This is a genomic window from Clostridium sp. 1001283B150210_160208_E6, assembly GCF_015669365.1.
Taxonomy (GTDB): domain Bacteria; phylum Bacillota; class Clostridia; order Clostridiales; family Clostridiaceae; genus Clostridium; species Clostridium paraputrificum.
This window is the reverse complement of sequence record NZ_JADPAA010000001.1, coordinates 445,145-470,866: the sequence shown is the minus strand read 5'-3', so window position 1 is coordinate 470,866 and position 25,722 is coordinate 445,145. Positions and strand designations below refer to the sequence as shown.

General features: G+C 29.4%; 27 protein-coding genes. 19 read left to right on the top strand and 8 right to left on the bottom strand.

Going from position 1 to position 25,722, the window contains the following annotated elements; all coding sequences use genetic code 11:
* Window positions 1-69: 69 nt before the first annotated feature.
* On the bottom strand, window positions 70-1,752 hold the full coding sequence (locus I4V16_RS02455; protein ID WP_195966474.1) for a GH3 auxin-responsive promoter family protein: 1,683 nt from the start codon (window positions 1,750-1,752) through the stop codon (window positions 70-72).
* 86 nt (window positions 1,753-1,838) lie between these two features.
* Entirely contained in the window at window positions 1,839-2,381 is a 543-nt protein-coding gene (locus tag I4V16_RS02450; RefSeq protein WP_049178407.1) for a YcxB family protein, read from the bottom strand.
* Window positions 2,382-2,732: 351 nt separating this feature from the next.
* On the opposite strand from I4V16_RS02450, the gene trkA reads away from it, so the two are divergent.
* Together trkA and I4V16_RS02440 are read left to right on the top strand one after the other, a co-directional pair.
* The gene (trkA, locus tag I4V16_RS02445; protein WP_195617960.1) at window positions 2,733-4,088 is read left to right on the top strand and encodes a Trk system potassium transporter TrkA; all 1,356 of its coding nucleotides are present in this window, start codon (window positions 2,733-2,735) and stop codon (window positions 4,086-4,088) included.
* Between the two features lie 5 nt (window positions 4,089-4,093).
* A complete protein-coding gene (locus I4V16_RS02440; RefSeq protein WP_195966473.1) occupies window positions 4,094-5,545 on the top strand; it encodes a TrkH family potassium uptake protein in 1,452 nt (483 codons plus the stop codon).
* Window positions 5,546-5,603: 58 nt separating this feature from the next.
* Here I4V16_RS02440 and I4V16_RS02435 read toward each other — a convergent pair whose 3' ends face one another.
* Entirely contained in the window at window positions 5,604-7,550 is a 1,947-nt protein-coding gene (locus tag I4V16_RS02435; protein WP_195966472.1) for an FAD-dependent oxidoreductase, read from the bottom strand.
* A gap of 156 nt (window positions 7,551-7,706) precedes the next feature.
* Window positions 7,707-8,774, bottom strand: coding sequence for a helix-turn-helix domain-containing protein (locus I4V16_RS02430; protein WP_099330222.1), 1,068 nt, complete (start codon window positions 8,772-8,774; stop codon window positions 7,707-7,709).
* A gap of 256 nt (window positions 8,775-9,030) precedes the next feature.
* Here I4V16_RS02430 and I4V16_RS02425 point away from each other — a divergent pair, with 256 nt between their 5' ends.
* The 4 genes from I4V16_RS02425 to I4V16_RS02410 all read left to right on the top strand — a co-directional run bounded on the left by I4V16_RS02425 (window position 9,031) and on the right by I4V16_RS02410 (window position 13,895).
* Window positions 9,031-9,849 (top strand): hypothetical protein, encoded by an 819-nt coding sequence (locus tag I4V16_RS02425; protein ID WP_207738449.1) that lies wholly within the window; start codon window positions 9,031-9,033, stop codon window positions 9,847-9,849.
* 170 nt (window positions 9,850-10,019) lie between these two features.
* Entirely contained in the window at window positions 10,020-10,172 is a 153-nt protein-coding gene (locus tag I4V16_RS02420) for a zinc-ribbon domain-containing protein (protein ID WP_027099044.1), read from the top strand.
* Window positions 10,173-10,761: 589 nt separating this feature from the next.
* On the top strand, window positions 10,762-12,114 hold the full coding sequence (locus I4V16_RS02415) for a PTS sugar transporter subunit IIC (protein WP_049179182.1): 1,353 nt from the start codon (window positions 10,762-10,764) through the stop codon (window positions 12,112-12,114).
* Window positions 12,114-13,895: a beta-galactosidase family protein gene (locus tag I4V16_RS02410; RefSeq protein WP_049179181.1), complete on the top strand. Its 1,782-nt coding sequence runs from the start codon at window positions 12,114-12,116 to the stop codon at window positions 13,893-13,895. Before I4V16_RS02415 ends, I4V16_RS02410 begins: the two co-directional genes overlap by 1 nt.
* Window positions 13,896-14,058: 163 nt before the next feature.
* Here I4V16_RS02410 and I4V16_RS02405 read toward each other — a convergent pair whose 3' ends face one another.
* Together I4V16_RS02405 and I4V16_RS02400 are read right to left on the bottom strand one after the other, a co-directional pair.
* Window positions 14,059-14,868 (bottom strand): hypothetical protein, encoded by an 810-nt coding sequence (locus tag I4V16_RS02405; RefSeq protein ID WP_049179180.1) that lies wholly within the window; start codon window positions 14,866-14,868, stop codon window positions 14,059-14,061.
* Window positions 14,869-15,075: 207 nt separating this feature from the next.
* Window positions 15,076-15,468: a hypothetical protein gene (locus I4V16_RS02400; RefSeq protein WP_049179179.1), complete on the bottom strand. Its 393-nt coding sequence runs from the start codon at window positions 15,466-15,468 to the stop codon at window positions 15,076-15,078.
* Window positions 15,469-15,596: 128 nt separating this feature from the next.
* On the opposite strand from I4V16_RS02400, the gene I4V16_RS02395 reads away from it, so the two are divergent.
* Complete coding sequence (locus I4V16_RS02395) at window positions 15,597-15,905, top strand: hypothetical protein (protein ID WP_049179178.1); 309 nt, start codon at window positions 15,597-15,599, stop codon at window positions 15,903-15,905.
* Window positions 15,906-16,253: 348 nt separating this feature from the next.
* Complete coding sequence (gene brnQ / locus I4V16_RS02390; protein ID WP_195541985.1) at window positions 16,254-17,522, top strand: branched-chain amino acid transport system II carrier protein; 1,269 nt, start codon at window positions 16,254-16,256, stop codon at window positions 17,520-17,522.
* A 37-nt stretch (window positions 17,523-17,559) separates the two neighbouring features.
* On the opposite strand, the gene I4V16_RS02385 is transcribed toward brnQ, so the two are convergent.
* Window positions 17,560-17,958: a MerR family transcriptional regulator gene (locus tag I4V16_RS02385; RefSeq protein WP_049179176.1), complete on the bottom strand. Its 399-nt coding sequence runs from the start codon at window positions 17,956-17,958 to the stop codon at window positions 17,560-17,562.
* Window positions 17,959-18,059: 101 nt separating this feature from the next.
* Here I4V16_RS02385 and I4V16_RS02380 point away from each other — a divergent pair, with 101 nt between their 5' ends.
* Together I4V16_RS02380 and I4V16_RS02375 are read left to right on the top strand one after the other, a co-directional pair.
* On the top strand, window positions 18,060-18,905 hold the full coding sequence (locus I4V16_RS02380; RefSeq protein WP_195966471.1) for an aldo/keto reductase: 846 nt from the start codon (window positions 18,060-18,062) through the stop codon (window positions 18,903-18,905).
* 18 nt (window positions 18,906-18,923) lie between these two features.
* Window positions 18,924-19,502: a histidine phosphatase family protein gene (locus I4V16_RS02375; protein ID WP_195541983.1), complete on the top strand. Its 579-nt coding sequence runs from the start codon at window positions 18,924-18,926 to the stop codon at window positions 19,500-19,502.
* A gap of 30 nt (window positions 19,503-19,532) precedes the next feature.
* Here I4V16_RS02375 and I4V16_RS02370 read toward each other — a convergent pair whose 3' ends face one another.
* A complete protein-coding gene (locus I4V16_RS02370) occupies window positions 19,533-19,970 on the bottom strand; it encodes a helix-turn-helix domain-containing protein (RefSeq protein WP_195966470.1) in 438 nt (145 codons plus the stop codon).
* A 196-nt stretch (window positions 19,971-20,166) separates the two neighbouring features.
* Here I4V16_RS02370 and I4V16_RS02365 point away from each other — a divergent pair, with 196 nt between their 5' ends.
* From I4V16_RS02365 to I4V16_RS02325, 9 genes are all read left to right on the top strand, one after another.
* Window positions 20,167-20,364 carry a helix-turn-helix transcriptional regulator gene (locus I4V16_RS02365; protein ID WP_243270462.1) on the top strand — a complete coding sequence of 66 codons (198 nt, stop codon included), beginning with the start codon at window positions 20,167-20,169 and terminating at the stop codon, window positions 20,362-20,364.
* A 14-nt stretch (window positions 20,365-20,378) separates the two neighbouring features.
* On the top strand, window positions 20,379-21,305 hold the full coding sequence (locus I4V16_RS02360) for a phage replisome organizer N-terminal domain-containing protein (RefSeq protein WP_243270463.1): 927 nt from the start codon (window positions 20,379-20,381) through the stop codon (window positions 21,303-21,305).
* Entirely contained in the window at window positions 21,250-21,981 is a 732-nt protein-coding gene (locus tag I4V16_RS02355; protein ID WP_243270465.1) for an ATP-binding protein, read from the top strand. Before I4V16_RS02360 ends, I4V16_RS02355 begins: the two co-directional genes overlap by 56 nt.
* A 249-nt stretch (window positions 21,982-22,230) precedes the next feature.
* Entirely contained in the window at window positions 22,231-22,395 is a 165-nt protein-coding gene (locus tag I4V16_RS02350) for a hypothetical protein (RefSeq protein ID WP_153246656.1), read from the top strand.
* Window positions 22,396-22,456: 61 nt separating this feature from the next.
* Entirely contained in the window at window positions 22,457-22,801 is a 345-nt protein-coding gene (locus I4V16_RS02345; RefSeq protein ID WP_195573647.1) for a hypothetical protein, read from the top strand.
* Between the two features lie 200 nt (window positions 22,802-23,001).
* The gene (locus I4V16_RS02340) at window positions 23,002-23,175 is read left to right on the top strand and encodes a hypothetical protein (protein ID WP_161954443.1); all 174 of its coding nucleotides are present in this window, start codon (window positions 23,002-23,004) and stop codon (window positions 23,173-23,175) included.
* A 274-nt stretch (window positions 23,176-23,449) separates the two neighbouring features.
* Window positions 23,450-24,046 carry a GNAT family N-acetyltransferase gene (locus tag I4V16_RS02335; protein ID WP_049180072.1) on the top strand — a complete coding sequence of 199 codons (597 nt, stop codon included), beginning with the start codon at window positions 23,450-23,452 and terminating at the stop codon, window positions 24,044-24,046.
* A gap of 51 nt (window positions 24,047-24,097) precedes the next feature.
* Window positions 24,098-24,892, top strand: a complete 795-nt coding sequence (locus I4V16_RS02330; RefSeq protein ID WP_049180073.1) for a hypothetical protein — start codon at window positions 24,098-24,100, stop codon at window positions 24,890-24,892.
* A gap of 100 nt (window positions 24,893-24,992) precedes the next feature.
* Entirely contained in the window at window positions 24,993-25,457 is a 465-nt protein-coding gene (locus I4V16_RS02325) for a helix-turn-helix domain-containing protein (RefSeq protein ID WP_099330146.1), read from the top strand.
* Window positions 25,458-25,722 lie beyond the last annotated feature (265 nt).

Genomic DNA, 25,722 nt, shown 5'->3' with positions numbered 1-25,722 from the left:
AATATTGTTTCAAGACATAAGAATAGCTAGTGAAACTATAAAAGTTTTACTAGCTATTCTTATATAAAATTATAAATTAATTATTTCATTTTTAATTATATTTTTAATTCTTTCATTAGTTGTTATAACCCTAGGAACTTTAATTTGATTTTTAGATACACCTTTATTTTGTAAAAACTCTTTTATTTTATAGAAAGTTTTTGGCTTTACAATTATTACTTTTAGATTTGCTAAACGATTATTACTTCTAAATCTTCCATAAGCTAAATTTGATTTTCTAAGTTCTTTATCTAATAATTGTTCAATTTTATTTTTTAGTGGTAAGGATGCTTGTTCTTGTATCTCTATATAGAAAACATATCTACCAGGAGAGCGTGTATTGTCAGCTAATGTAGTATAGTCTAATAAGCTTAAGTTCAAAGCTTTCATAGTATTTTTTATACTATTAGTTAGGTGATCCTCTGTTGTTTTTTCAGAAACCATATTTAATATTTGATTTCTTCTATAGAGAAATTCAATTTTAGGAGAATTATTATAATATCCAACTACTTTAACAACATCACCTAGTCTATATCTATAAAGTCCAGAATAATTTGTAAGAACAATTTCATATATTTCTCCAATCTTTACTTCATTAATGTTATAAGTTGAAGGTGATACTTCATTACAGTGTTCTAAAGGTATGAATTCAAAGAAAACTGTATCAGGTGTAACTACATAACTAATATTTTCAGCATAGGGATTTATGCCAATCATTCCTTCAGTTGCAGCATAGGCAGGTGAGTAAATAGGAATATAATCAGTATAGTAATTCACCTTATCATCATAAACTGAGAAATTTGCACCTGTTACTGTAGCTATATAAATAAGTTTTGGCCAAATTCTTTTACATATTCCTTGAAGTCCCTTTGAGAATTCCTTTTCTAAAAAATCAGCTCTAGCTGCATCAGGTTTTAATAGCTTGTTTAATTTTTCTTTAACTTTAGAGTCTATTTTTACTGAATAATTTATTGAGCCAGTTCTAATATCCTTAATTAGTTTCTTGTAATTATCTTCAAGAAATCTTAGAAGATCTAAAATGCTAGATATAAATACAGCACTTATATACATTAAGTTTTTCTCTTTTAAAGCAAATAATAGGTGAAGATATAAAGATGTTTCTCTATCCTTTATTTCCATAACTTCTATTGGGGAGGTGTACATTAGTGAAAGTATTGGTTTAATACTTTTCATTCCTCCTGAAGTGGCAGAACAAATAGGGGTACCTCCCTTGGTATAGGTAGTCATAACTATGTCAGAAATCATTAAGCCACGTCCATAAGTATATCCATATTTAAAGTTGTTATAAGAAAACTTAGGCACTAAAAGTGCCATATATTTAGCTGCAAATTTTTGAGCTTTTTTTGTTACAGGAATTAATTTTTGACTTCCAGTAGTGCCAGAGGTATGTCCAAAATAACTAATTGGATAGTTTACCAATATATTTTTTTCCCCATTAGCCATCTTATCAATATATTTTTCGTAATCTGTATAAGTTGTAATAGGTACAGTATTTTTATACTCTTCAGCAGAGTGAATTTTTTTGAAGTTATATTTTAAGCTATACTCGCTTGAACTATTAAGAGATAGAATGTTAAGAAGGGTATTAGAATTAACCTTATCTGAGTTTTTAGTAAATTTATCAAAGGTATATTCAACCACTTTACCAGATATAATAAGTGTTTTATAAACTATTTTGTTTGATATTGTCATATTAATACATCCTATATTGTTTTATGTATCAATATATGAATATTAAAGAAAGATAGTGAATATAGACGTTACTTTTGATATAGCTTCTATATATACTTTAAATTGTACGGATATGATTTTTTTATATTTAAGTTGGATTTTTCTTCTATTAATCTAATAAATTGTTCCTTTTCTTCACTATTATTAAAAGCTGATACTGGAATAAGTAAATATTCCTTATTTAGTAATACAATAAACATATATTGATCTACTAAATTTAAACTGCTAATTGAATTAAATAAAATTTCTCTGTTACCTAAGCTATTCTTAATAAAAATATTTTCTTCACTAATAGATATAACTTTTTCATCAAATATATATGAAGATTCACTTTTTTTATATATTTTATTTAACAATATTCTGCTAAAAATTTTAAATAACACTTTAAAAAATATGCATATTATTACTCCTAGTATTATAGTAAAAACTCTCATATCTTTTCTTTCAGTCACAAGTGATACAAACCCCAATAGGGAAAGCATATAAATAAAAGCCCATATACGCCCTTTCTTAAATTGTTTCGTATTTACTATATTAGAACACTGAAATTCTATTATATTGTCTCTATCTAAAGAAAATTTAATTTCCATACAATAACTCTTTTGTAAATAATTTATATTAATTATATAATAACATAACTAATGTCACATTTTAATAACTTAAGTTCTTTATTATATAGGAGATGAGAATATATGATTTAGAACAAAAAAGTTTATTACCATATTGGGACAGCTCCATTATTTATCCTAATAATTTACCTTAAGCACGAAGGAAATAGATATTTATCTTTCTGTGACTTAGAGCTTGGAATGGAACAAGCAAAATAAATATCCATTCCACCTTTTTTAAAAATCATTTTATGGATAGTATTAATAATATTTGTGTTGTATAATGGATTTATTGTGCAACAGATTAGTATTGGAAATATAAGGAGATATGAAATGAACGTTATTATAGTTGGCGCAGGTAAAGTAGGATATACTCTAGCTCAATATCTATCTATTGATGGTGACAATATAACTATTATAGATAAGAAAGATCTTGCCCTAGAGCATGTAAACAATAATCTTGATGTAATGTGTGTTAAAGGTAATGCAACAAGTTTAAAGGTTCTTGAGGAAGCTGGAGTTAGGGAGTCAGACTTATTAATATCTGTTACAGATAGCGATGAACTAAATATGCTTTGCTCGCTTGCAGCAAAAAAGTTGGGTGCTAAATATACAGTAGCCAGAGTAAGAAATCCAAGCTATGATGAAGAGATAACTCTTCTAACAGAGGCTGTTGGTATAGATTTAGTTATAAATCCAGAAAAGGCTGCAGCTATAGAAATAGCTAAACTTATTAAGTATCCATCAGTATGTAGTATAGATAATTTTTCTGATGGAAAGGTAAATTTAGTTGGATTTAAGGCTGAAGATACAGCTCTTGAAGGAAAGAAGATAAGCGAAATTCGCTTTATAAGAGGAAATGTACTTTTCTGTGGTGTGGAAAGAAATGATGAATTTATCATGCCAAAGGGAGACTATGTTTTTAACAAAGAAGATAAGGTTTATGTAATAGGTGAGCACAAGGATATTCAAAACCTATTTAATAAGCTTGGAAAATATAAGAAAAAAGTTAAGAGAGCTATGATAGTAGGGGGAGGTAAGATTGCATATTACCTTGCTAAAATAGTAAGTGAAGTAGGAGTTAAATGCAAAATAATAGAGAAGGATTTAGCTATTTGTGAAGAGCTTACTGAACTTTTACCAAACTCAATAATAATAAATGGGGATGGTATGGATGAAGAGCTTTTATTATCTGAAAATCTTTTAGAGGTTGAAAGTTTCATTACTTTAACAGGAAGAGATGAGGATAATATAATAGCCTCTATTTTAGCTTACAATAAATCTGTAAGTAATGTAATTACTAAAATTACAAGAGATAATTGTAGAGATATTGGAAAAGCTGTAGGGATAAATACTATGGTAAATCCAAAGTCAGTTACTGCTTATAAAATATTGAGATATGTAAGATCTTTAAAGAATAAGAAAAAGAGTTGTATAGAAAATATATATAGAATCTGTAATGATAAAGCTGAAGCTGTAGAGTTTATAGTAGGTAATGATACAACTAATATAGGTGAAAAATTTAAGGATTTGGAGTTTGATGAAAATGCATTAGTAGTAACAATTGTTAGAGATAATAAGATTATTATTCCAACAGGTGATGATTGCCTAAAGGTAAATGATAGAGTAATTATTGTTTCTAAAGATAAGAAGTTATTACAAATTGATGATATATTTTATAGGTGGTAGTCAAAATGAATTATAGAATGATGTTAAAATTTATTGGAAATGTATTGTTATATGAATTATTGCTTATGATAATTCCACTTGGTGTATCTTTATATTATGGAGGTGGAGATGCTAAGGCATTTCTTGTTACTATAATTTTAATGTTACCTCTAGCCTTGATATTACGTAGTATTAAGGTTAGGGACAAAGAAATGTATGAGAAGGAAGGATTCCTTACAGTAGGATTATCATGGATTGTAATATCAGTTGTTGGAGCACTACCTTTTGTAATAAGTGGTGCAATACCATCTTTTGTAGATTCATTTTTTGAAACAGTATCAGGATTTACAACCACAGGGGCAACAATACTTACTGAAATTGAATCCCTACCTAGGGGAATATTATTTTGGAGAAGTTTTACCCACTGGATAGGTGGAATGGGATTCTTAATATTTATTTTAGCAATAGCACCGTCCTTAGGTTCTAATACAATATATTTATTAAGGGCAGAAAGTCCAGGACCTAACCCAGGTAAAATAGTTCCAAGATTAAAAGAAACCGCAAAGATATTGTACATAATATATTTTGTATTAACTATAATACAAACAATACTATTAATGTTTGCAGGACTTTCCTTTTATGATGCTATAATTCATGCATTAGGAACAGCTGGAACAGGAGGATTCTCCAATATGAATTCAAGTGTTGCAGCCTTTAGCAATCCAGCTGTTGAGTGGATAATTACAATATTTATGATACTATTTGGAGTGAATTTTGCTCTATATTTCCAACTTTTAAAGGGAAGTATAAAAAGTTTCTTTAAGAGTGAAGAATTAAGGTATTATTTATTAATGATTGGATGTGCAATAGTATTTATTACTATTAATATATTAGGATTTAATGGTGGCAGAATAGGGGAGTCAATTAGGCAATCCTCTTTCCAAGTGGCATCAATAGTTACAACTACAGGTTATGCTACAGTAGATTTTAATTTATGGCCAACATTTAGTAAGGTTATAATATTACTTCTTATGATATCAGGAGCTATGGCTGGATCTACAGGTGGTGGAGTAAAAACTACTAGAATAGTAATAATGTTAAAAAGCATAAGACGTGCAATAAATAAGATACTTCATCCAAAGATAGTAAAAAGTGTAAAAATGGATGGTAAGGTTGTAGATGAAGAAATAATATCAGGGGTACTTTTATTTTTAGGAGCCTATACTGTAATAGCCCTTATTGGAATGATAATTGTTTCTCTTGATGGCTTTGATTTAATTACAACAGCAACGGCTGTATTAACGTCAATAAGCAATGTAGGGCCAGGCTTTGAGATGGTTGGACCTACAGGAAACTTTTCAGCATTTTCAGGTTTAAGTAAAATTGTATTATCATTCTGTATGCTTGCTGGTAGATTAGAAATTTATCCAATGCTTATTATGTTTAGCAAATCTCTTTGGAAGAGAACCTATTACTAGATTTCAAGATAAATGAAAGAGCATATGACTTTAGTAAAAAAGTCATATGCTCTTTATATTACAATTCTTTAGCAAGAGCATATCCAGCGTGGATAGCATCTTGTATTGTTCCAACACTATTTGCATCTCCAATAGTGTGATAAGTTATTTTAAGTTCATTTAAGGTGTTGGCTAATGCTTTGTCTGGACGATAACCTACTGCAAAGATAAGGGTATCAGCATCAGAAATGCAATGAGTTTCACCATTTATGCTGTAGTAGATTTTATCTTCTTCTACCTTTTCAACTTTGGCGTTACAAATTAGTTCTATTCCTTTTTTCATCATACGTTGCACAAGTAAGCTTCTACCTGGACCTGATTCTGTTGCCATAACTTCTGGAGCCATTTCAATTACAGTGACTTTTCTGTCTCTAGGTAGACGGTCATAAACTAGAGGTGCTAGATAATCTGCAGTTTCACAGCCTACAGAACCACCACCGATAACTACTATTTTACGGCCAGGGAAGGCTTTTCCACCTAGAATATCATCAGCAGTTGCCCAATGTTTAAATGTTGTAAATGGTTGTATAACAACAGGGGTAGCACCATTGCTCATAACCACTTCATAATCAGCAAATTCATTTTGTAACATATCTTTATCAACTTCACAGTTTAAACGAATTTCAACTCCAGCTTCTTCAAGCTTTCTAACCATATATTGTGTAACTTTTGCAAGATCTTGTTTAGCAATTGGTACAGAAGCTAACTTCATAAGTCCACCAAGTTCTTCATTTTTATCACAAAGTACTACATCATGACCTCTTTTCTTTGCAACATAAGCTGCTTCCATACCAGCAGGTCCACCACCAATAACAAGTATTTTTTTCTTTGTATTTGATGGTTTAATAGTGTCTTCATTTTCAATTTCAAGAGAAGGATTGATTGTACAAGCTACACGCTTTCCAAACATAATACCGTTTAAGCAACGAAGACAACCTATGCATGGACGTATATCCTTGTCCATACCTCTTTCAGCCTTATTAGCAAATTCAGGATCACATAAATTAGCTCTTCCAATCATGCAGATATCTGCCTTGCCATTAGCAATTAATTCATCAGCAATCCAAGGTTCAGTAATTCTTCCAACAGTAGCTATTGGAATTGAGGTATGTTTCTTGATTTCTTCTGCTAGCTTAGCATGAGAACCTTGCTTTGTACCAGGTGCTGGTATTGAACTACCACGCATTATAGTAGTACCTCCAGATACATGAATCATATCAGCTCCAGCCTTCTCTAACTGTTTAGCAATATATATTCCATCGTTAAGGTTTAAGCCTCCATCACAGTATTCATCACCAGAAATTCTTACATCAATAATGAAGTCTTTTCCACAAGTTTTACGAACTTCTTCAATAACTTCTAGGGTTAACTTCAAACGGCCATTGATATCACCGCCATACTCATCAGTTCTTTTATTATATAGTGGAGATAGGAAACCTCCTAGTAAACCATGGGCATGAGCAGCATGAATTTCAACACCATCTCCACCAGCTATTTTAATTCTTAAGGCAGCTTCACCAAACTGTTTAATAATAGCCTTTAATTCTGGTATAGTTACTGGTCTTGGTGCTTGCTTTGCATATGCAGGTCCAACATTTGATGGTGCAATTAAACGTGGAGTTCCTGGAATAGGAAAAGCCATGTAAGCAGGGTGGAATAATTGAGGAAGAATTTTTGCACCATACGTATGTACTGCATCAGTAAGTTTCTTCCAACCAGGGATATAAGAATCATCACATATGGACATATCTCCAGGTAGATAAGTATAAACAGGTTCAACAGTAGTTACTTCAGTGACAATAAGGCCAACGCCACCTTTGGCTCTTGCAGCGTAATGTTCAACTAAAGTATCTGTTACATAACCCTTATCTGCTAGATTTGTAGATATTGGTGGCATAAAAATACGGTTTTTAACTGTTGTTTCACCAATTTTAATAGGTGAAAATAAATGACTATATTTTTGCATAGTATCATCTCCTTTTCTTTGATGGTACCATATTGCTTAACCAGTATCCTTGTCTTAGATTGATGTTAAAGGTTAAAATATGTCATTATATTTTTGAATCAATGCAAAAAATGACCTGTAATAGAAAGCTACAAGGTGGATTAAAAATCCTTAGTTTTAAACACTAGCAATATCTATAACAATCTCATCATTGCAATGAGATATAGTACTATTCACATATTTATCACATTGAATGGAGCAAATAATATGTTTTTCTTCAACTTTGATTTTTACACCATCATCTTCATAAATGGTGTTTTCAATATCTTCTAACAGAGGTTGAAGTAGCTGTTTTTGCTTATTATCTATAGACATTAGTTGTTCTTTTTTATCCTCATTTAGCGTTATATTATTTATAAACTTTTTACGATAATGGCTAGGAACAATTCCATAAAGTTCTTTGAAGGCTTTAGTATAAGCTTTAGAATTTGGCATTCCACAGTCTGCAGCAATTTGCTCAATAGATTTTTTTCCTTCTAATAAATCTTCTATAGATTCACGAATTCTTACTAATGCAACATATTTTACAAATAAAATACCTGTATATCTCTTAAATAGCTTTGAGGTATAAGAAACACTAAACATTAGGGTGTTTGCTACATCAGTTAAACGTAAATCTTCCTTATAATGCTTGTCTATATACTGAATAGCCTTCATATAGTTTTCTCTATGAATAGATTGAGTAGGCAAGCGTTCAATAGGATACTGCGTGTGATTAGAAGTTGTATAAATTATTTCCATCATACTTGTATTTAGTTCAAATAAATTATTGCTACTATGTAATAGAATTCTAAATAACTTACCTATTTGAACTTTTAATTTTTTTAATAAATGTGAGTTTTTCTTGTTGGTGCAAACAATTGATTCATAGGTTTGTCCTATTTCTCCTACCATTGCTGGAGGAAATAAAGAAAAATCAATATGTATGGTTAGTATCACATTTTCTTCTTTAGAATGTTGTCGAATTATATGAATATCATTGGGTGCAATGATTACTATTTCATGTTCTTTAATTATATGAGAGAAATTTTCTGTAATAACCTCATATTCTCCCTTTAAAACGTAGGTTATTTCTAGGGTGTTATGACGAGAAAATATTTCTCTGTTAAAGCTGTTTATACTTAAGCTTAAGGGATAGCCAAATTTTTGGCCTGAAAAATCATAATAATATTTCATATTTTGCATAAAAAGCCTCCATTTATCTTGGTGTAGGTTTAATGTGTTTTATCTTTAGGTATTAAATTAAAATTATAATAATATAATAGATTATTTTACAATAATAAACAAGTTTTTCCTCTTTATTATGTGAATGGATAAATTTTGAGAAAAAGGGAGAGGATAAGTATATATATTTCATAATGTGTATCTTCACAGTAGATTAATTCACATGCTAAAATAGAAGCAATAGAATGAATTTAGGTGAGGATGTGTTTAAATAAGTATGCAAAAATATGATCAAGAAAATCCAAAGCTTATTAATTCTATGGTATGTACTATAGATATATTAGGATTTTCACAAATGATAGTAGACTCTTGTAGTAAGGGATATGGAAACAAACTTCTCAATGAGATTAGTTCTCTTATAAATAAGAACAAGCAGTGTATAATTCCCAATAAGTATAGTCAAGGTAAGATAAAGATATATACTGATAATATGATTGTTGGATACCCTATAAAAGATGATGGGGAAGAAGAATTAAACGAAATACTGGATAATGTATCAGAATATCAATTTAACTTGGCACTAGAAGGTCTCTTTGTTAGAGGAGGAGTAAGTGTTGGTGAATTTTACATAAATGAAGATATTGTTTTTGGTCCAGCTCTTTTGGATGCACATAATACTGAGGGTAATCTAGCTTGCTATCCAAGAATTGTGTTAGATGATAAGACGGTGAGCAGATTACAAAAATATATAAATAATTATGATGATGTTGCTCCACAACACAAGAAAATACTTATTGGTAGTGATGGACAGTGGTTTTTAAATTATTTAAATACTATATTTAAATATTATACAGAATGTAACAATAAATATGAGTTTGAAAAAGTGCAAATAGAATTGCTTCTTAGGCATAAAGCTAAAATTGAAGAAATGCTAAGTTTAAGCAAAAAGAATATAAGAACATGGGACAAGTATGTATGGACAGCTAATTACCATAATTATTTCTGTGATTTAAACTTTCCAAAAGAGAAGCAGTTAAGGATATCAAGAAAGAGTTTACTTTCATGGCCTAGAGAAATTTCAAGAAATGATTTTTAATATAAAATATATTTATATTATTTCAATAAATGTCTTGTAATAATGTTAAAGCTGTGTTATTATAAGAGAGTAGCAAAAAGCTAACAAAAAAGTTTCATTTAGGTAAATAGTTTCTTAAAAATTAGAGATTATATATCGATTTAGAATCTTTAATTTTAGGAGGAATATTTATGACAGATAAGACATTAGTATGTAGAGATTGTGGAAGCGAATTCGTATTTTCAGTAGGAGAACAAGAATTCTACCAAGAAAAAGGATTCACTAACGAACCAACAAGATGTATAGCTTGTAGAAGAGCTAAAAAAGAACAAAATAGAAGATAATTTTAGATTGTTAGAGGTTGTAGTTTAAACTACAACCTTTTTTGATGTCTAGAAAAGTATAAAATTTTAATTTTTTATAAAAAGGTATTATGACAATTTCATATTAAAAAATATAAAATCAAGGATAATAATTTTATAACTTCCTTACCTTAAGTACGAAGGGAATAGATATTTATTTTTCTGTGACTTGGAGCTTGCGACGGAACAAGCAAAATAAATATCCACTCTACCTTTTATATTATAGTACTCTCTCAAGAATAAAAAAATAGATAGTATTTATATTGACAAATTATTTTTGGTAAATTATACTTCTTTTAGAAGTCATTGATAATAAATTATTATTAATTGCTAGAATTTAAAAGAGATAGATACTTTATAAATAATTATTTATAATTAATTATGGGGGAGGAGGGGAGACTTTTAGTTTAACTAATAAGTATAATCTCTTTTAAGGAATTAATCGTAAGTTTAAGTTAATTATAGAGAACTTATTGATAGCTATAATCTACGCTTAAAGAAAACGATTAACTATTATTTTTATTTTGCAAAAAGAAAAATAAAGAAAAATATAATTGTAAGGAGAGATACAATGAATAAAATTATGGAATCCATTGAAAGGTATTTATTACCTATTGCCTCAAAAATAGCTAATCAAAAATTCTTAATAGCTCTTAGAGACTCATTTATAGGTACTATGCCTGTTGTTATGACAGGATCTATTGCACTTTTGTTAAATGCTTTCCTAGTAGACGTACCTGGACAATTTGGAAATACTTCTATTCCAGAAACATTTAGTTGGTTTGTAGATATAAATAATTTAATATTTAAAGGAAGTTTAGCTATAGTATCGTTATTATTTATTTTTTCTTTGGGTGTAAATATAGCTAAGATTTATAATACAGACACATTATCATCTGGTATAGTTGGACTTTCAGCTTTTATAATAGCTATTGGTAATTCAATTACTAAAACTATTCAATTACCTGATGCTGATGGACAAGTATTATCAGGACTTTTTGAAGGTATTAAAGATATAGTTGTTGAAGGAAATAGTCTTTCTGTTACAGTTAGTGGTCTTATTTCAGGAAATCAGATTAATTCAAATGGATATTTTACTGCAATTCTTGTTGGGTTTATAGCTTGTGTTATTTATAGTAAATTAATGAATAAGAATTGGACGATTAAATTACCTGATACAGTTCCACCAGCTATTGCAAAACCTTTCTTATCAATAATTCCTGGTTTTGTTGCATTATATGTTGTGGCTATATTAGTATATGTATTTAATAGAATTACTGGAGACTTACTAATTGATTGGATATATAAAGTACTTCAAACTCCATTGTTAGGCTTATCACAAAGCTTTGTTGCAGTTATTCTTATAGCATTCTTAACGCAATTATTCTGGTTTTTTGGTATTCATGGTGGAAACGTTATGGCACCAATTATGGAAGGGTTATTTGGAGTTACATTATTAGCTAATATGGAAGCTTTCCAAAACAATCAACCAATTCCATATTTATGGACAAGTGTATCATATGGATCATTTGTATGGTATGGTACATTAGGTTTATTAATAGCAATATTCTGGCAATCTAGAAATAGTCACTATAGGGAGGTGGCGAAACTTGGAATAGCTCCGGTTCTATTTAATATAGGAGAGCCTGTTATGTATGGATTACCTACAGTAATGAACCCAATTTTATTTATACCATTTATATTATCACCTACATTAATGGCAACAGTTTCATATTTGGCTACAAGCTTTGGATGGGTAGCACCAGTTACTCAAAATGTTACATGGGTTATGCCACCTGTATTATATGGTTTCTTCTCTACAGGATTTGACTGGAGAGCAATTATATTATCATTAGTAAATTTAGCAATTTCTATAGCAGTTTACTTACCTTTCGTTAAAATGGCTAATAAGGAGAATGTTTAATGGCTAAGTTTCAAATAAAAGAAGAATTTTATTTAGATGATAGTAAATTTAAAATTTTATCTGGAGCTGTTCATTATTTTAGAATACATTATTCTCAATGGGAAGATACATTATTTAATTTAAAAGCACTTGGATTTAATACAGTTGAAACGTATATTCCTTGGAATATTCATGAGCCATATGAAGGGAAATTTGATTTCCAAGGAATCAAAGATATAGAGAAGTTTATACAAATTGCTGAAAAGATAGGTTTATATGTCATTTTAAGGCCTACGCCATATATATGTGCTGAATGGGAATTTGGCGGACTTCCAGCATGGCTTTTAAAGGATAAGGAAATAAAACTTAGAAGTTCAGATGATAGGTTTATTGATAAAGTAAGAAATTATTATAATGAATTACTACCTAGATTAGTTAAGTATCAAGTAACTAAAGGTGGCCCTGTTTTAATGATGCAAGTTGAAAATGAATATGGTTCTTATGGTAATGAAAAGGAATATTTAAGAATTATAGCATCAATTATGAGGGAAAATGGTGTAGATGTTCCACTTTTTACTTCTGATGGTACATGGATTGAAGCATTAGAATCTGGATCATTAATTGAAGATAATATTTTTGTATCTGGAAATTTTGGATCTAAATCAAAAGAGAACTGTGAAGTGCTAAAGGATTATATGAAAGCAAATGGCAAAAAATGGCCTATAATGTGTATGGAATATTGGGATGGATGGTTTAATAGATGGGGAGAAGATATCATACGTAGAGATGCAATTGATCTAGCTGAAGATGTAAAGGAAATGCTTGAAGTAGGAAGTATTAATCTTTATATGTTTAGAGGTGGGACAAACTTTGGTTTTATGAATGGATGTTCTGCAAGAGGAAATAATGATTTACCACAAGTTACTTCATATGATTATGATGCTATATTAACAGAGTGGGGAAATCCAAGTGATAAGTACTATGAATTGCAAAAAGTTATGAAATCTATCTACCCTAATATAGAACTATTACCTCCAAGGGAAAGAATATTAAAGAATCTTGGTAGTTATAAAGTAGATGGAAGAGTTAATCTTATGGATATTGCCTCTAAAATATCAAAAGAGGTAAAGACAGCTTATCCTAAGGGAATGGAAGATTTAGATTGCAATTATGGATATATGCTATATAGAAGTAAAATAAAAAATTATCATCATGATGAAAAGATAAAGGTTATAGATGCTGCTGATAGATGCCACATATATATTGATGAAAAACTTATTGCTACTCAATATAAAGATGAAATAGGAACAGAAATTGAGTTTAGTAGCGAAAATGAAGTTATAAATGTTGATATATTGGTTGAAAATTTAGGTAGAGTAAATTATGGACATAAGCTAAACAGCCCGACTCAAAGAAAAGGGATAAAGGGAGGGGTTATGATAAATAACCATTTCCATTGTGGTTGGGAACAGTATCCATTACTTTTTGATGAAGAAATGATTTCTAAAATTGAATTCAAGAAAAGTAATATAGCTAAATTAGATACACCAATGTTTTATCATTTTACAGTTGAGTTAGATAATATTTATGATACTTTTATAGATTGCTCTAAGTATGGTAAAGGATGTATATTTATAAATGGTTTCAATGTTGGGAGGTACTGGAGTAAGGGGCCTATACAATATTTATATGTTCCATCTGGTTTACTAAATGAGAAAAATTATATTGTTGTATTTGAAACTGAAAATGTATTGATTACTACTCTTGAGTTTAGCCATAAGCCTGTTTTTTCTGATAAATAAAAAGCTAATTTTTGTTGTTCTTAAGCCACATAGATAATACTATGTGGCTTTTTCAATCCTAAGAAATAAAAAGCTCAAACTTAGTTTTTTAGTTTGAGCTTTTCTGATTTTCTGGGAGATTAGAATTTATATTTAAATAGTTAGTAACTTCAAAATTTTTATGTTAATTAACATAGTTTCCTAAGTAATCTATATCAATATCTAGAACTTCTCCATTTGTATGAATTCTTACAGTTTTTCCATCATATTTGTAGATTTGAGTAGATATATATTCATTATTAGTTATAATATTAAAAAGCTTGCCTGCACCTGATGGAACAATTTTGTTTAATAGGGTTTGAATTATATTAAGCATTTCAGGTGTATTAACCATGAATTTCAAATTCACAAGTTGCATGTGTTCTCCATCTTCTACTACTTGAGCAGAAGCTTTAGTAGAAGGAAGTCCATCTTCTCTAATTTCAGATATATGGTACAGTATTAAACGGGGTGTGTATTCATAGCCTAGGCTTTTAAGTAAAGCTGGAACTTCTCCAATTTTTAAACCAGCATATGTTGGTTTAGAAGGTTTTGTAGGTGGCTTGCTAGTTCCTGGGTTTGAATTACTACTACCTCCTCCAGTAGGTTTATTACCATTTGGTGTATCTACAGTAGGCTTATTAGCTGGTTTATTTTCATCTTTTTTATCAGAAGATGGGTTGTTTTTAGTGTTTTTATCCTCTGTTGGTTCATTCTTAGATGTTGTATTATCTGCTAATTCATCCTCATTTGTTTTATTTTCAGTATTTTTTTCCTCAGTAGATGTATTATCATTAGTATTTTCTTCTGTATTCACATCTTCTAGTTGAGGGAGATTATTTACTAAAGACTCATTGTCCTTTTTTCTATTAAATAGAAAAAGGGTTGTACAAAATGCCAAAAGTATAAAAAATATAGCTCCACCAATAATTAGTTTCTTATTCTTGTTCCTCATATGTGTTTTAATTCCTATCTATAAATTCTAAGTTAGTAATAAATGTACTTCTTTGTAAAAAATACAAGATTAGACACAACTTATAAAATTTTATCAAAATACTTAATTGATTACAATATCTATAAATAGAATATTTTGAGAAAAATTAAATTTTTAAATTTATTAAAGTTGAATAGGTTAAATATATTTTCTTAATAAAAATATACTTTAATTAGATTGAATCCCAGATATATCAGTATATGAAACTTTATTTTCAGAAAAACTTATCAAATATGAACTACTACCTTCACAACCTGATAGTGATAGAATACAATTGTTGTTCTTAAATTCAACTTTAAAATTATCTTTACTTATAGTAGAACCATCATTAAAAAGAAGTGTATCAAAAAGATGATTATAAAATATATCATCTTTTGTTTTATAGTAAATAAAAATCTTATTTGGCCCAAATGAAAATGAATCTTTAGCTTTTATTTTGATACTATAATTATTAGAATTATATGTATCTATAGTTTGCTTTTTTGAAAAAGTTAAAAAAGATACCAAAACAAGTATTAAAAAAAGTAACAATAAATATGACTTTTTCTTAATTTTCGTCATTTATATATCCTCCTAAAAAGTTATAAATATATTATATCAATAAACTTTACAGAATGTATCTAAGATTTGTTTTATATATGTTAAAATAAAATAAGATAGTTTATTTAATCTAATTTGAAGGTGATTATATGGGAAAAGCAAGATTTATAAGAAAAATGAATTGTACTCATTTACCTAATAAATATTTAATATTTGAAAATAACAAAAAAATATTATTAGAGGATGATGTAACAGAAGTTGAATTAAGACCTGGATATCATACTGTATATGTTAAGGAACGTAAGCTATGCAGCCCTTTAGTAGAATTTGAAATAATGGAAGATCAGACTATTGAATTTGAAGTAGGATATATTATTAGTGACTTAAGAGTATTATTTGATATATGGGCAGCTATATTTAAAAGAGATAACTATATGTATATAAAAAAGAGGGTTTAGAAGTTTGTTTATAGTTGACTCTATGGAAGAAAATAGTTATAATTTAAAAAGCAATAATATTTTTACAGAAGGAAGAAAGCAAAATGACTAATAATATAAACTTAAGTAAGAAAGTAAAAATAAATAAGTATTATTTTAGCTATTATAGTTAGGTTTGTATTTGTGATAGATAGTAATATTAATCATAGATACAGACTAGAGATTGTTTGTATCTATGATGGCTAATTTTTGTTGTTTTTAAGCCACATAGATGATGCTATGTGGTTTTTTCAATCCTAAGAAATAAAAAGCCATGTAGTGTATACTATGTGGCTTTTCTGTATATAAACTAAAGAAAGAGGGATTGTAATGAGAAAAAGAATGGATGTTTTAATTATAGGATTTATGCTATTTGCTAACTTTTTTGGGGCAGGAAATTTAATATTTCCACCATTTTTGGGAGCAACTTCAGGTAGTAATTGGTTAACTAGTTTTATGGGATTTATTGTGGCAGATATAGGAATAATACTTTTATCTATTTATGCCATTGCAAAGGCAGGATCATACCAAAATATCGCTAGTCGTGCAGGTAAAAGGTTTGGTATTGGAATTGAACTTATCATGATGCTTTGTTTAGGACCAATACTTGTTATTCCTAGAACTAGTGCTACAACTTTTGAGCTAAGTATAGCACCTATATTTGGTGATTTTAATAAAGTTATATTTTCAATTATTTTCTTTGCACTAGTATTTTTACTAACAATGAGGCCATCTAAGACTGTAAACATTATTGGAAAATACTTAACCCCAGTACTTTTAGTTACATTATTTGTTCTAATTGTGAAGGGTATAATTTCTCCCCTTGGAGATATCAGAACAGATATAAATTCAGAAAGTTTATTTGCCCATGGACTTACACAAGGGTATCAAACAATGGATGCCTTAGGAATGGGTGGAGTAGTTGCCTTTATAATAGCCTCATTTAAAAGTAGGGGATACAGTGATAAAAAGGAAGTAGCTAGTCTTACTATTAAGGCTTCTTTAATAGCTGGAATTGGATTGATAGTTGTATATGGTGGACTAGCGTTCTTAGGAGCAACTATGTCAAATAGTTATAATGGATTAATGTCTCAAACAGAGCTATTATCTACTATAACTAGAGGTTTATTAGGAAACTTAGGAACTATATTATTAGGTATAATTGTTGCTTGTGCATGTTTTACAACTGCAGCAAGTTTAACATCAATTACTGCTAAGTACTTTTCAGATTTAACAAAGAATAAAATTAAATATGAGTACTTAGTAATGGGGATATGCATATACAGTACAATAATGTCCAACCTAGGGGTTGATAGGATAATAGCTATTGCAGTGCCAATACTTACAGTTTTATATCCTGTTGCTATCATTTTAGTTTTACTTAGTTCTATGCCAAAAATATTTACTACTGACAGCATGTTCAAGGGGGCAGCTTATATCACACTTGTTATTAGTGCATTAACTGTTATAGATAGCTTCGGTATTAATATAGGTTTTATACACAAGCTTCCTTTTAATAATCTAGGTTTTAATTGGATTATACCTGCATTAATTGGTGCATTTGTAGCTAAGCTAATATTTAAAAATAAAGCAAAATAGAAATAAGCCAATGACTTTAAAAGAGTCATTGGCTTTATTAATCTTCTATATCAATTAAATTGCTTATATATTTTATTTTTCCATCTAATACATCATCATAGAATGTTTGTTTATTTTCAATAAAATGAATACATTCATTAAGGTCATTAATTTTTTTCACTAAAGATTCGTTTAATTTGTTAAGCATTTCTTTTCTTTCAGGAATTGTAGATGGACCTTCCATACAATAATTCATATATAATTTCATATCCTTAATACTCATACCGCACTTCTTTAAACATTGTAATCCCTTTAACCATGCAATGTTTTTCTCATCAAAAATACGATAATTATTTTTATCCCTTTTCACATTTGGAACTAAACCTTCCTTGCAGTAAAACTTTAATGTTTCGTAAGATATTCCTACTTCCTCACATACCCCTTTTGGTGTAAACATAAAATCACTCCCCAATAATAAAAAAACTTGCTCGGTAGTTACTACCGACTGATAGTATATATTATATAGAATAAAATAATAAAAATAAAGGAGAGGTAAAAATGGAATATATAACATTAAACAATGGTATAAAAATGCTAGCAGTTGGGTTTGGAGTTTTTCAAATTACAGATAAAGAAGAATGCATTAAGGCTGTACTAGATGCTATTGATGTTGGATATCGCTTAATTGATACAGCACAATCCTATGGAAATGAGGAGTGGGTTGGACAAGCTATTGCTAAATCATTTGTATCTAGAGAAGAATTATTTATTACAACTAAAGTATGGATTAGTAATGGAGGATATGATAAAGCAAAAGAATCTATAGAAGTTTCATTAAAGAAAATGAAGTTAGATTATTTAGACTTAGTGTTAATCCACCAACCACTAAATGATTACTATGGAACTTATAGAGCTATGGAGGATTTATATAAAGAGGGGAAAATTAAGGCTATAGGTGTATCAAACTTTTATCCAGATCGTTTAGTTGACTTAGCTTTATTCAATGAAGTAACACCAGCAGTAAACCAAATTGAAATTAATCCATTCCATCAACAATTAATGGCACAGGACTATAATAGCAAGTACGGGGTACAACTACAGGCATGGGCTCCATTTGCAGAAGGAAAAAATGGAATATTTGATAATGCTACCTTAAAGTCAATTGGAAATAAGTATGGTAAATCAATTGCACAAGTTATTTTAAGGTGGTTACTTCAAAGAGGAATTGTTCCACTATCAAAAACAGTGAAGAAAGAAAGAATGTTGCAGAATATAGATGTTTTCGATTTTGAATTAAATGAAGATGATATGAATAAAATTTCTGCTTTAGATAAAAAAGAAAGTTCTTTCTTTAATCATCAAGAAGCCTCATCAGTAGAAATGTTGGCAAGCCTTATTAGATAATTAGGGGGAGAGAGATTTATGAAAAAAACATTATATTTAATGAGACACGGACAAACACTATTTAACCTTAGAAGAAAGGTTCAAGGATGGTGTGATGCTCCATTAACTAATCTAGGAGTTAAACAAGCTATCATTGCTGGAGAGTATTTTAAGAGTAATAACATAACCTTTGATCATGCCTATTCATCTACATCTGAAAGAGCTTGTGATACATTAGAGTATGTTACTGATATTCCTTATAAGAGAGTAAAAGGTCTGAAAGAATGGAATTTTGGCACTTTTGAGGGAGAAAGTGAAGATTTAAATCCACCCCTACCTTATGGAGACTTTTTTGTTAAGTATGGTGGTGAAGATGAATTTGAATTAAGAAACAGAGTGGCAGAAACTCTTTACGAAATTATGAAAAATGATGATCATAAAACAGTTTTAGCTGTTTCTCATGGAGCTGCTTGTCGCCAATTTATGAGATACTGGGCTCATACTAGTGATGTTGATCAAAAAGAGGGATTAGGTAATTGCTGTATACTAAAATTTGAATTTGAAAATGATGAATTTAAGCTAATAGAAATAATAAATCACGATTTTAGCAAAATATGATTAAAGGAGGTGAGATAATCACCTCTTAATTTAATCTTCAAAAATTTGTATGTAACCAATCTTAAACATTTCAAATTGATAAAATTCTTTACTAGCTTCATAAAGTTTCAATAATTTTATATCCTCCATAGATTCTACAGGATAACCTAAAGATGTTAAGAATTCTTTAAAAATTTTATAACTAAGATGATCAGCTGACTTTTTAGTATTAACTTGATATTCATATAAATTACTTTTTTTTAATAAGTTAGAGTCTGATGATGAAATTGAATAATCTTGATCAATTATGTCGCTAAGACTTACATTAAATTCTTTGCAAATCTTTTGAACTACAGTCATGGAAGGCATTCTAGTACCTTTTTCATAATTAGATAAAGAGGGTCTAGATATGCCTATTCTATCTGCAAATTCTTGTTGGGTTAAATTCAACTCAAACCTAAGTTTTCTTATTTTATTATTAATATCCATAAAAACACCTCACAATTGGAATTATATACAAAATGTGTAAAAAAGTAAACGATAAGTAGAGATGAATAACAAAAGGTTAAGAAATTTTACAAATTGTAAAATAATGGTTGACAGTTAGTGTTATTAGTAGATATACTTTTTGTAAAGAATATTAACAAAATATGTAAAAACCATTAACTTTTATAGGGAGGAAATGATGAATTTAAAGGTTGCAAGGGCTATTAAAGGGCTTACTCAAGAAAGACTGGCAGAAAAGTCTGGGGTATGTCGAACAATTATTTCAAGGCTTGAACAAAATAAGGGGGAGAACATAAAAAATGACACTAAAAATAAAATTGCAGATGCTCTAAATTTTACTGTTGATGAATTATTTAATAAAGATGGTGAGGGATAATCATAGGGGGAGGAATGGATTTCAAAATTCTACAAGCTTATATAAATTTCTGTGAAGTAAAGAAATTAGATGCATCTTGGGAAGGCTTAATTGAATTTAAAAATAAATTTTTTGGGGGAGTAAGGCTTACGATGGATTTAAAATGGATAAAGTTAAGTACAAGTATATTTCATGATGAAAAGATGAAGCTAATAGAAGCAATGCAAGAAAATGATACTATAATTTGTATTTGGATTAAGTTACTGATTCAAGCAGCAAGGACTAATGCTGGTGGTTTAATTTTTTTATCAGAAGGAAAACCTTACACAGAAGAAATGTTAGCTACTATATTTAATAGACCAATAAACTCCATTAGGTTAGGTGTGGGAACGCTGAGAAATTTAGGTATGATAGATATTGACAAAAATAATATTATAAGAATTGTTAATTGGGAAAAATATCAAAATGTAGAAGGTATGGAGAGAGTTAGAGAGCAAACTAGAAAAAGGGTAGCAAAATGTAGAACTAAAAAGAAAAATGAAGAGAGTATAAATGACGTAATGGAAAGTAACGTTACAGTAACTAAAGAGAAAGAAGAAGAAGATAATAGATATATAAATATATCTATTAAGAAAGAGAATGAAGATATAGATAAAAAAAGTATGGAATTAATATCTTACTATGAAAAGCTTTTAGGTAGAGTTGGAGTGCTAAATATATCATCAATAAGATTAGCTTTAAAAATGTATGATCTTAAATATGTGAAAATGGCAATTGATAAGGCTATTGAAGTGGATAAGATTACTATGGGGTATATAAATGGTATTCTTAAAAACTGGGCAAGAGAAGGGTACCCAAAGGAGAAGGGAGTTAGTGATGGAGGGGAGTTTAGTGGATTTAAACCAAATGAGCCAGAAGTTTTGTCAGAGAATGAGAGAGGAAGAGCAGAAGACCTTATATAAGTGTGAAAAGTGTCATGATAGAGGGTGGATTATAATTCCTAGGGAACATGCCCAAGCCTTGTTTGTGAAATGTGAATGTCAAAATGTTACTAAGGTAAAGGGACAGTGGAAAGAATCGGGAATTAAAGTGGACATGTGCAAGTACACATTTAGTAATTATAAGGTATGGAATGATTTTTCTAGAAAAGCTAAGGATAGTGCATCTTCATATTATGTAAAATTTGAAGTTATAAGATATTCAAGGCATAATAGCATTATATTTTGTGGACAAGTAGGCGCTGGTAAAACTCACTTAGCTGTTGCACTAAGCTTAAATTTCCTTGAGAGTGGGTTAAATGTTGTGTATTTGCCTTATAGAGATGTGGTTACTTCAATAAAGCAGAATATGTTAGATGGAGATTATTATGCAAATGTTATTAATAAATATCAGGTTTGTGATGTGCTTTTAATTGATGATCTCTTTAAAGGGAAGATAAATGAGAGTGATATTAACATAATGTTTGAGATTATAAACTACAGGTATTATAACTGCCTACCAATTATAGTTTCTACTGAGTTTACTGTAGACAAGCTCCTATCTGTTGATGAAGGGGTTGGCTCTAGAATATATGAAATGTGTAAGAGGTATGTGGTGGAGATACCTAAAAAGATTGAGAATAACTATAGGTTGAGATAGGGAAGAAGAGACAAGGTAAGAAGGTAAGAAGATAAAAAGGTAAGAAGAGTTAATAGAGTTAATAAAGATAATAAAGGTAATAAAGGTAAGAAGGTAAGAAGAGTTAATAGAGAGAATAAGGATAACAAAGATAAGAAGGGGGTGGATAAGCAGTGGGGATAATAAGAGGAACGTGTGGACAAGGCTGGGATATACTAATGAACTTAGAGTTTAGTGAGGACAAGCATTGGGTATAAGGATGTGGTAAGTTTGAATGGAGAGGATGAGAAGAGGATTAAGAGGTTGGAGATTGCTCTTAGTGGATATGCTAATAGGAATTTGATTTTGGCTATGGAGAATAAGAAGTTGATGGAAGAGAATGATGGACTTAAGAAAGTGCTGAAGATATTTGAAGAGAGGCTCACTGAGAAATAGTATAAAAAAGCTATTTTGCCGAATACTAAGATTAAAAGTAAAGGTAAAAGGAGAAATTTGTATGATTAAAAAAATATTTTTTTTAATAGTAGCTATAATGTTTATAATATTACCTAATAGTGTTAAAGCAAGTACAATTTCTAATGAAATAAAGATACCAACTGTTTCTGACACTTATAAATCAGGATTTTATAGTTTTGATAATAAAACTAATGTTGATATAGGTATAACGCTTCTTAATGATACACCTACTAAAATTATGATTATTGATAAAGGAATGAATGTTGAGTTTTTAACTAGTGCACCATATCAATATCATTTCTACTTACGTAATATCGAACCTGGAAAAACAATAGGAATAGTAGGAGATGGGGAGATAGCTATAACATTTGAACCATCTAAATAACCTGTGAAATAAGATTATCGATAATACCGTATTATAAAAAAAGAATATGCGGTATTTTTTTATGTGCAATATTAAGAAAGGACAAGCCGTGTAGAAAGTGCGAAGTAATTAAGCAAATATAATCTGTGAAAATTGAATAGTACGGCATTTACAAAATATGTTATAATGAATTCGTAATGATAATAAAGGGAGAAATAATTATGGTGAAAAAAATCATTTATCCATTGCTGATTGGTGTTGGAGTTGGGTTAATAGGATTATTTTTGTATGGAGATTTTACAGCACCAATAAAAATAGGTGGTGTTATTTTATCACTGTGTATATTAATTAGCGGAATGATTTTTAATTATAGAAGTAATCATGAAAATAAATAATGGAATTAGAAATGATATTATTTGTTATATACAAAAGTTAAAATTTGAACTCATGAAATACCGTATTATTAAAAAAGAATATACGGTATTTTTTTATGTGCAATATTAAGAAAGGACAAGCCATGTAGAAAGTACGAAGTAATTAAGCAAATATAATCTGTGAAAATTGAATATTAGGGTATTGGAGAAATATGCTATAATTAGCTAAGATTTTACGATTACATGGATTATGTTTTTTATTAAATTACAAATTAGAATTTAGTAGGAGAAGGATATGAATAATCAGAATACGCCAGTATTAGAAACTCAACGATTGATATTAAGAAAATTCACTGAGAATGATATAAAAGCTTTGTTTGATATTTATAAAGATGAGGAAGTAAATTTATATCTTCCCTGGTTTCCTCTTAAATCATTGAAAGAAGCAGAAACATTTTTTTATGAGAAATATATCAAAGAATATAAAAAGGATAGGGGATATAGATATGCTATTTGTTTAAAAACAGATAATTTACCTATTGGTTATGTTAACGTAAGCATGGATAATAGTCATGATTTGGGATATGGATTAAGGAAAGAATTCTGGCATAATGGAATTGTAACAGAAGCATGTAAAGCTGTTATAGGACAGTTGAAAAAAGATGGACTTTTATACGTTACAGCCACACATGATGTCAAAAACACTCGTAGTGGTGGAGTGATGAAACAATTAGGTATGAGCTATAAATATTCTTATAAAGAACAATGGCAACCTAAAGATATATTAGTAACATTTAGAATGTATCAATTAAATTTTGATGGACAAGATGACAGAGTGTATAAAAAATACTGGGATAACTATGAAGTTCATTTTATAGAAAAGGACGTTTAAATTACAATTTATAAAAAAGTTTAATTAGCAAGTTTTAAAGGAGGGTTATTTATGAAACAGAGGATTGCCCATTGCATAAATGTATTAGGAAGATTTTGTGGAAAGAGAGATATAGAATACTTAACCACAGAAGAATTAGAAAGAAAATATAATTTTTCGAAAGTAGATGTAATGGTTCTATTTGGTGGAAGTATTATATATGGTGGTGATGTATTAGCAAGTGCAATAAAGAATAATATTGCAAAGAAATATATAATCGTAGGTGGAGTAGGTCATACAACAGAAGCGTTACGCATAAAAATAAATAAAGAATTTCCGAGTATTGGAACAAATGGATTATCTGAAGCAGAAATATTTGCTAAATACTTAAAATATAAATACGAATTAGAAGTAGATTATTTAGAGTGCAATTCTACAAATTGTGGCAACAATATAACATTTCTTCTAGAGCTATTAAAACAAAATAATATTTCTTTTAATAGTATATTATTAGCTCAAGATTCAACTATGCAACATCGAATGGAAGCAGGACTTCGCAAGTATATTAATGATAACATTACAATTATTAATTACGCAGTTTACTCAGCAAAAGTTATTGTTAAAAACTCAAAACTTGCTTTTGAAGATGAAATTTTGGGGATGTGGGACATGGATAGATATATAACGCTTTTAATGGGGGAGATTCCAAGGTTAGCAGATAATGAAGATGGATATGGTCCTAGGGGTAAAGGTTTCATTGCTCATGTTGATATACCAAATGAAGTTGAAGAGGCATTTTTAGAGTTAAAGGAAGTATATTCAGGTATGGTTAGAGAAGCAAATCCATTATATGCATCGGTGAATTAAATCATGTTAAGAATACGGGCAAATATGATAAGTATAGTTGGTGGAGTTTGGCCTTGTCAAACATTATAATAAAAATATAAACTGACAAGGAGGAAAAATAATGAATCTAGGAAACAGTTTGTTTCATGCAAGAAAAAAATGTGGGCTTTCTCAAGAGGACGTAGCAGAGAAACTGGGGGTAAGCAGGCAGACCATTTCAAAATGGGAAACAGATGAAACGGTTCCTGACATTTATCAGTCGAAAAAAATGGCTGTGCTGTACAATATGTCGTTGGATGAACTGATTGATTTTGACATTGACATAAATGAGATTCAGGAGATTATTGATAAAACCAGTGAAGAAGTAGAAGAAAAAATTGATTGGACAAATGCATGGGGGAAAAAGTACCCTATTCTGTTAAGATACCAAAGTGAAGTTAATCATCCAAACTATGCTCGTAGATTGTGTGTAATGTTGGATGAATTAAAGCAGGAATATCAATACAGTGAATTAGACAGCTTACTGGTTCTAAAGGATATTTTATACAATGTGTGGAAAATGAGAAAAGATAAATCAAAAAGATAAATTCCAATTTGTAGAGTATATTTAGTGAGGAATATTAAAGTACTACGAAGATAAAATTAAATATTAAATTACTTAAAATACCGTGTTATTGAAAATGAATATGCGGTATTTTTTAGTGCGTAATACTAATAAAGTACAAGCTGTGTAGATATTGCGAACTAAGTGATCTTAGAAAATTGAATAGTACGGTATTTGAAAAATATGCTATAATTAACTCATAATTGTAAAAAAGCTAGATATAAATAAAATAAATTCAGAAGGAGAG

Coding starts and splice junctions, on each gene's coding strand:
- I4V16_RS02375 (WP_195541983.1), top strand. CDS start 18,924: ATGAAAAAAACATTATATTTAATGAGACACGGACAAACACTATTTAAC.
- I4V16_RS02345 (WP_195573647.1), top strand. CDS start 22,457: ATGATTAAAAAAATATTTTTTTTAATAGTAGCTATAATGTTTATAATA.
- I4V16_RS02430 (WP_099330222.1), bottom strand. CDS start 8,774: ATGCAAAATATGAAATATTATTATGATTTTTCAGGCCAAAAATTTGGC.
- trkA (WP_195617960.1), top strand. CDS start 2,733: ATGAACGTTATTATAGTTGGCGCAGGTAAAGTAGGATATACTCTAGCT.
- I4V16_RS02370 (WP_195966470.1), bottom strand. CDS start 19,970: ATGGATATTAATAATAAAATAAGAAAACTTAGGTTTGAGTTGAATTTA.
- I4V16_RS02440 (WP_195966473.1), top strand. CDS start 4,094: ATGAATTATAGAATGATGTTAAAATTTATTGGAAATGTATTGTTATAT.
- brnQ (WP_195541985.1), top strand. CDS start 16,254: ATGAGAAAAAGAATGGATGTTTTAATTATAGGATTTATGCTATTTGCT.
- I4V16_RS02435 (WP_195966472.1), bottom strand. CDS start 7,550: ATGCAAAAATATAGTCATTTATTTTCACCTATTAAAATTGGTGAAACA.
- I4V16_RS02340 (WP_161954443.1), top strand. CDS start 23,002: ATGGTGAAAAAAATCATTTATCCATTGCTGATTGGTGTTGGAGTTGGG.
- I4V16_RS02450 (WP_049178407.1), bottom strand. CDS start 2,381: ATGGAAATTAAATTTTCTTTAGATAGAGACAATATAATAGAATTTCAG.
- I4V16_RS02365 (WP_243270462.1), top strand. CDS start 20,167: ATGAATTTAAAGGTTGCAAGGGCTATTAAAGGGCTTACTCAAGAAAGA.
- I4V16_RS02330 (WP_049180073.1), top strand. CDS start 24,098: ATGAAACAGAGGATTGCCCATTGCATAAATGTATTAGGAAGATTTTGT.
- I4V16_RS02415 (WP_049179182.1), top strand. CDS start 10,762: ATGAATAAAATTATGGAATCCATTGAAAGGTATTTATTACCTATTGCC.
- I4V16_RS02325 (WP_099330146.1), top strand. CDS start 24,993: ATGAATCTAGGAAACAGTTTGTTTCATGCAAGAAAAAAATGTGGGCTT.
- I4V16_RS02355 (WP_243270465.1), top strand. CDS start 21,250: ATGAGCCAGAAGTTTTGTCAGAGAATGAGAGAGGAAGAGCAGAAGACC.
- I4V16_RS02360 (WP_243270463.1), top strand. CDS start 20,379: ATGGATTTCAAAATTCTACAAGCTTATATAAATTTCTGTGAAGTAAAG.
- I4V16_RS02395 (WP_049179178.1), top strand. CDS start 15,597: ATGGGAAAAGCAAGATTTATAAGAAAAATGAATTGTACTCATTTACCT.
- I4V16_RS02380 (WP_195966471.1), top strand. CDS start 18,060: ATGGAATATATAACATTAAACAATGGTATAAAAATGCTAGCAGTTGGG.
- I4V16_RS02335 (WP_049180072.1), top strand. CDS start 23,450: ATGAATAATCAGAATACGCCAGTATTAGAAACTCAACGATTGATATTA.
- I4V16_RS02420 (WP_027099044.1), top strand. CDS start 10,020: ATGACAGATAAGACATTAGTATGTAGAGATTGTGGAAGCGAATTCGTA.
- I4V16_RS02410 (WP_049179181.1), top strand. CDS start 12,114: ATGGCTAAGTTTCAAATAAAAGAAGAATTTTATTTAGATGATAGTAAA.
- I4V16_RS02455 (WP_195966474.1), bottom strand. CDS start 1,752: ATGACAATATCAAACAAAATAGTTTATAAAACACTTATTATATCTGGT.
- I4V16_RS02425 (WP_207738449.1), top strand. CDS start 9,031: ATGCAAAAATATGATCAAGAAAATCCAAAGCTTATTAATTCTATGGTA.
- I4V16_RS02385 (WP_049179176.1), bottom strand. CDS start 17,958: ATGTTTACACCAAAAGGGGTATGTGAGGAAGTAGGAATATCTTACGAA.
- I4V16_RS02400 (WP_049179179.1), bottom strand. CDS start 15,468: ATGACGAAAATTAAGAAAAAGTCATATTTATTGTTACTTTTTTTAATA.
- I4V16_RS02405 (WP_049179180.1), bottom strand. CDS start 14,868: ATGAGGAACAAGAATAAGAAACTAATTATTGGTGGAGCTATATTTTTT.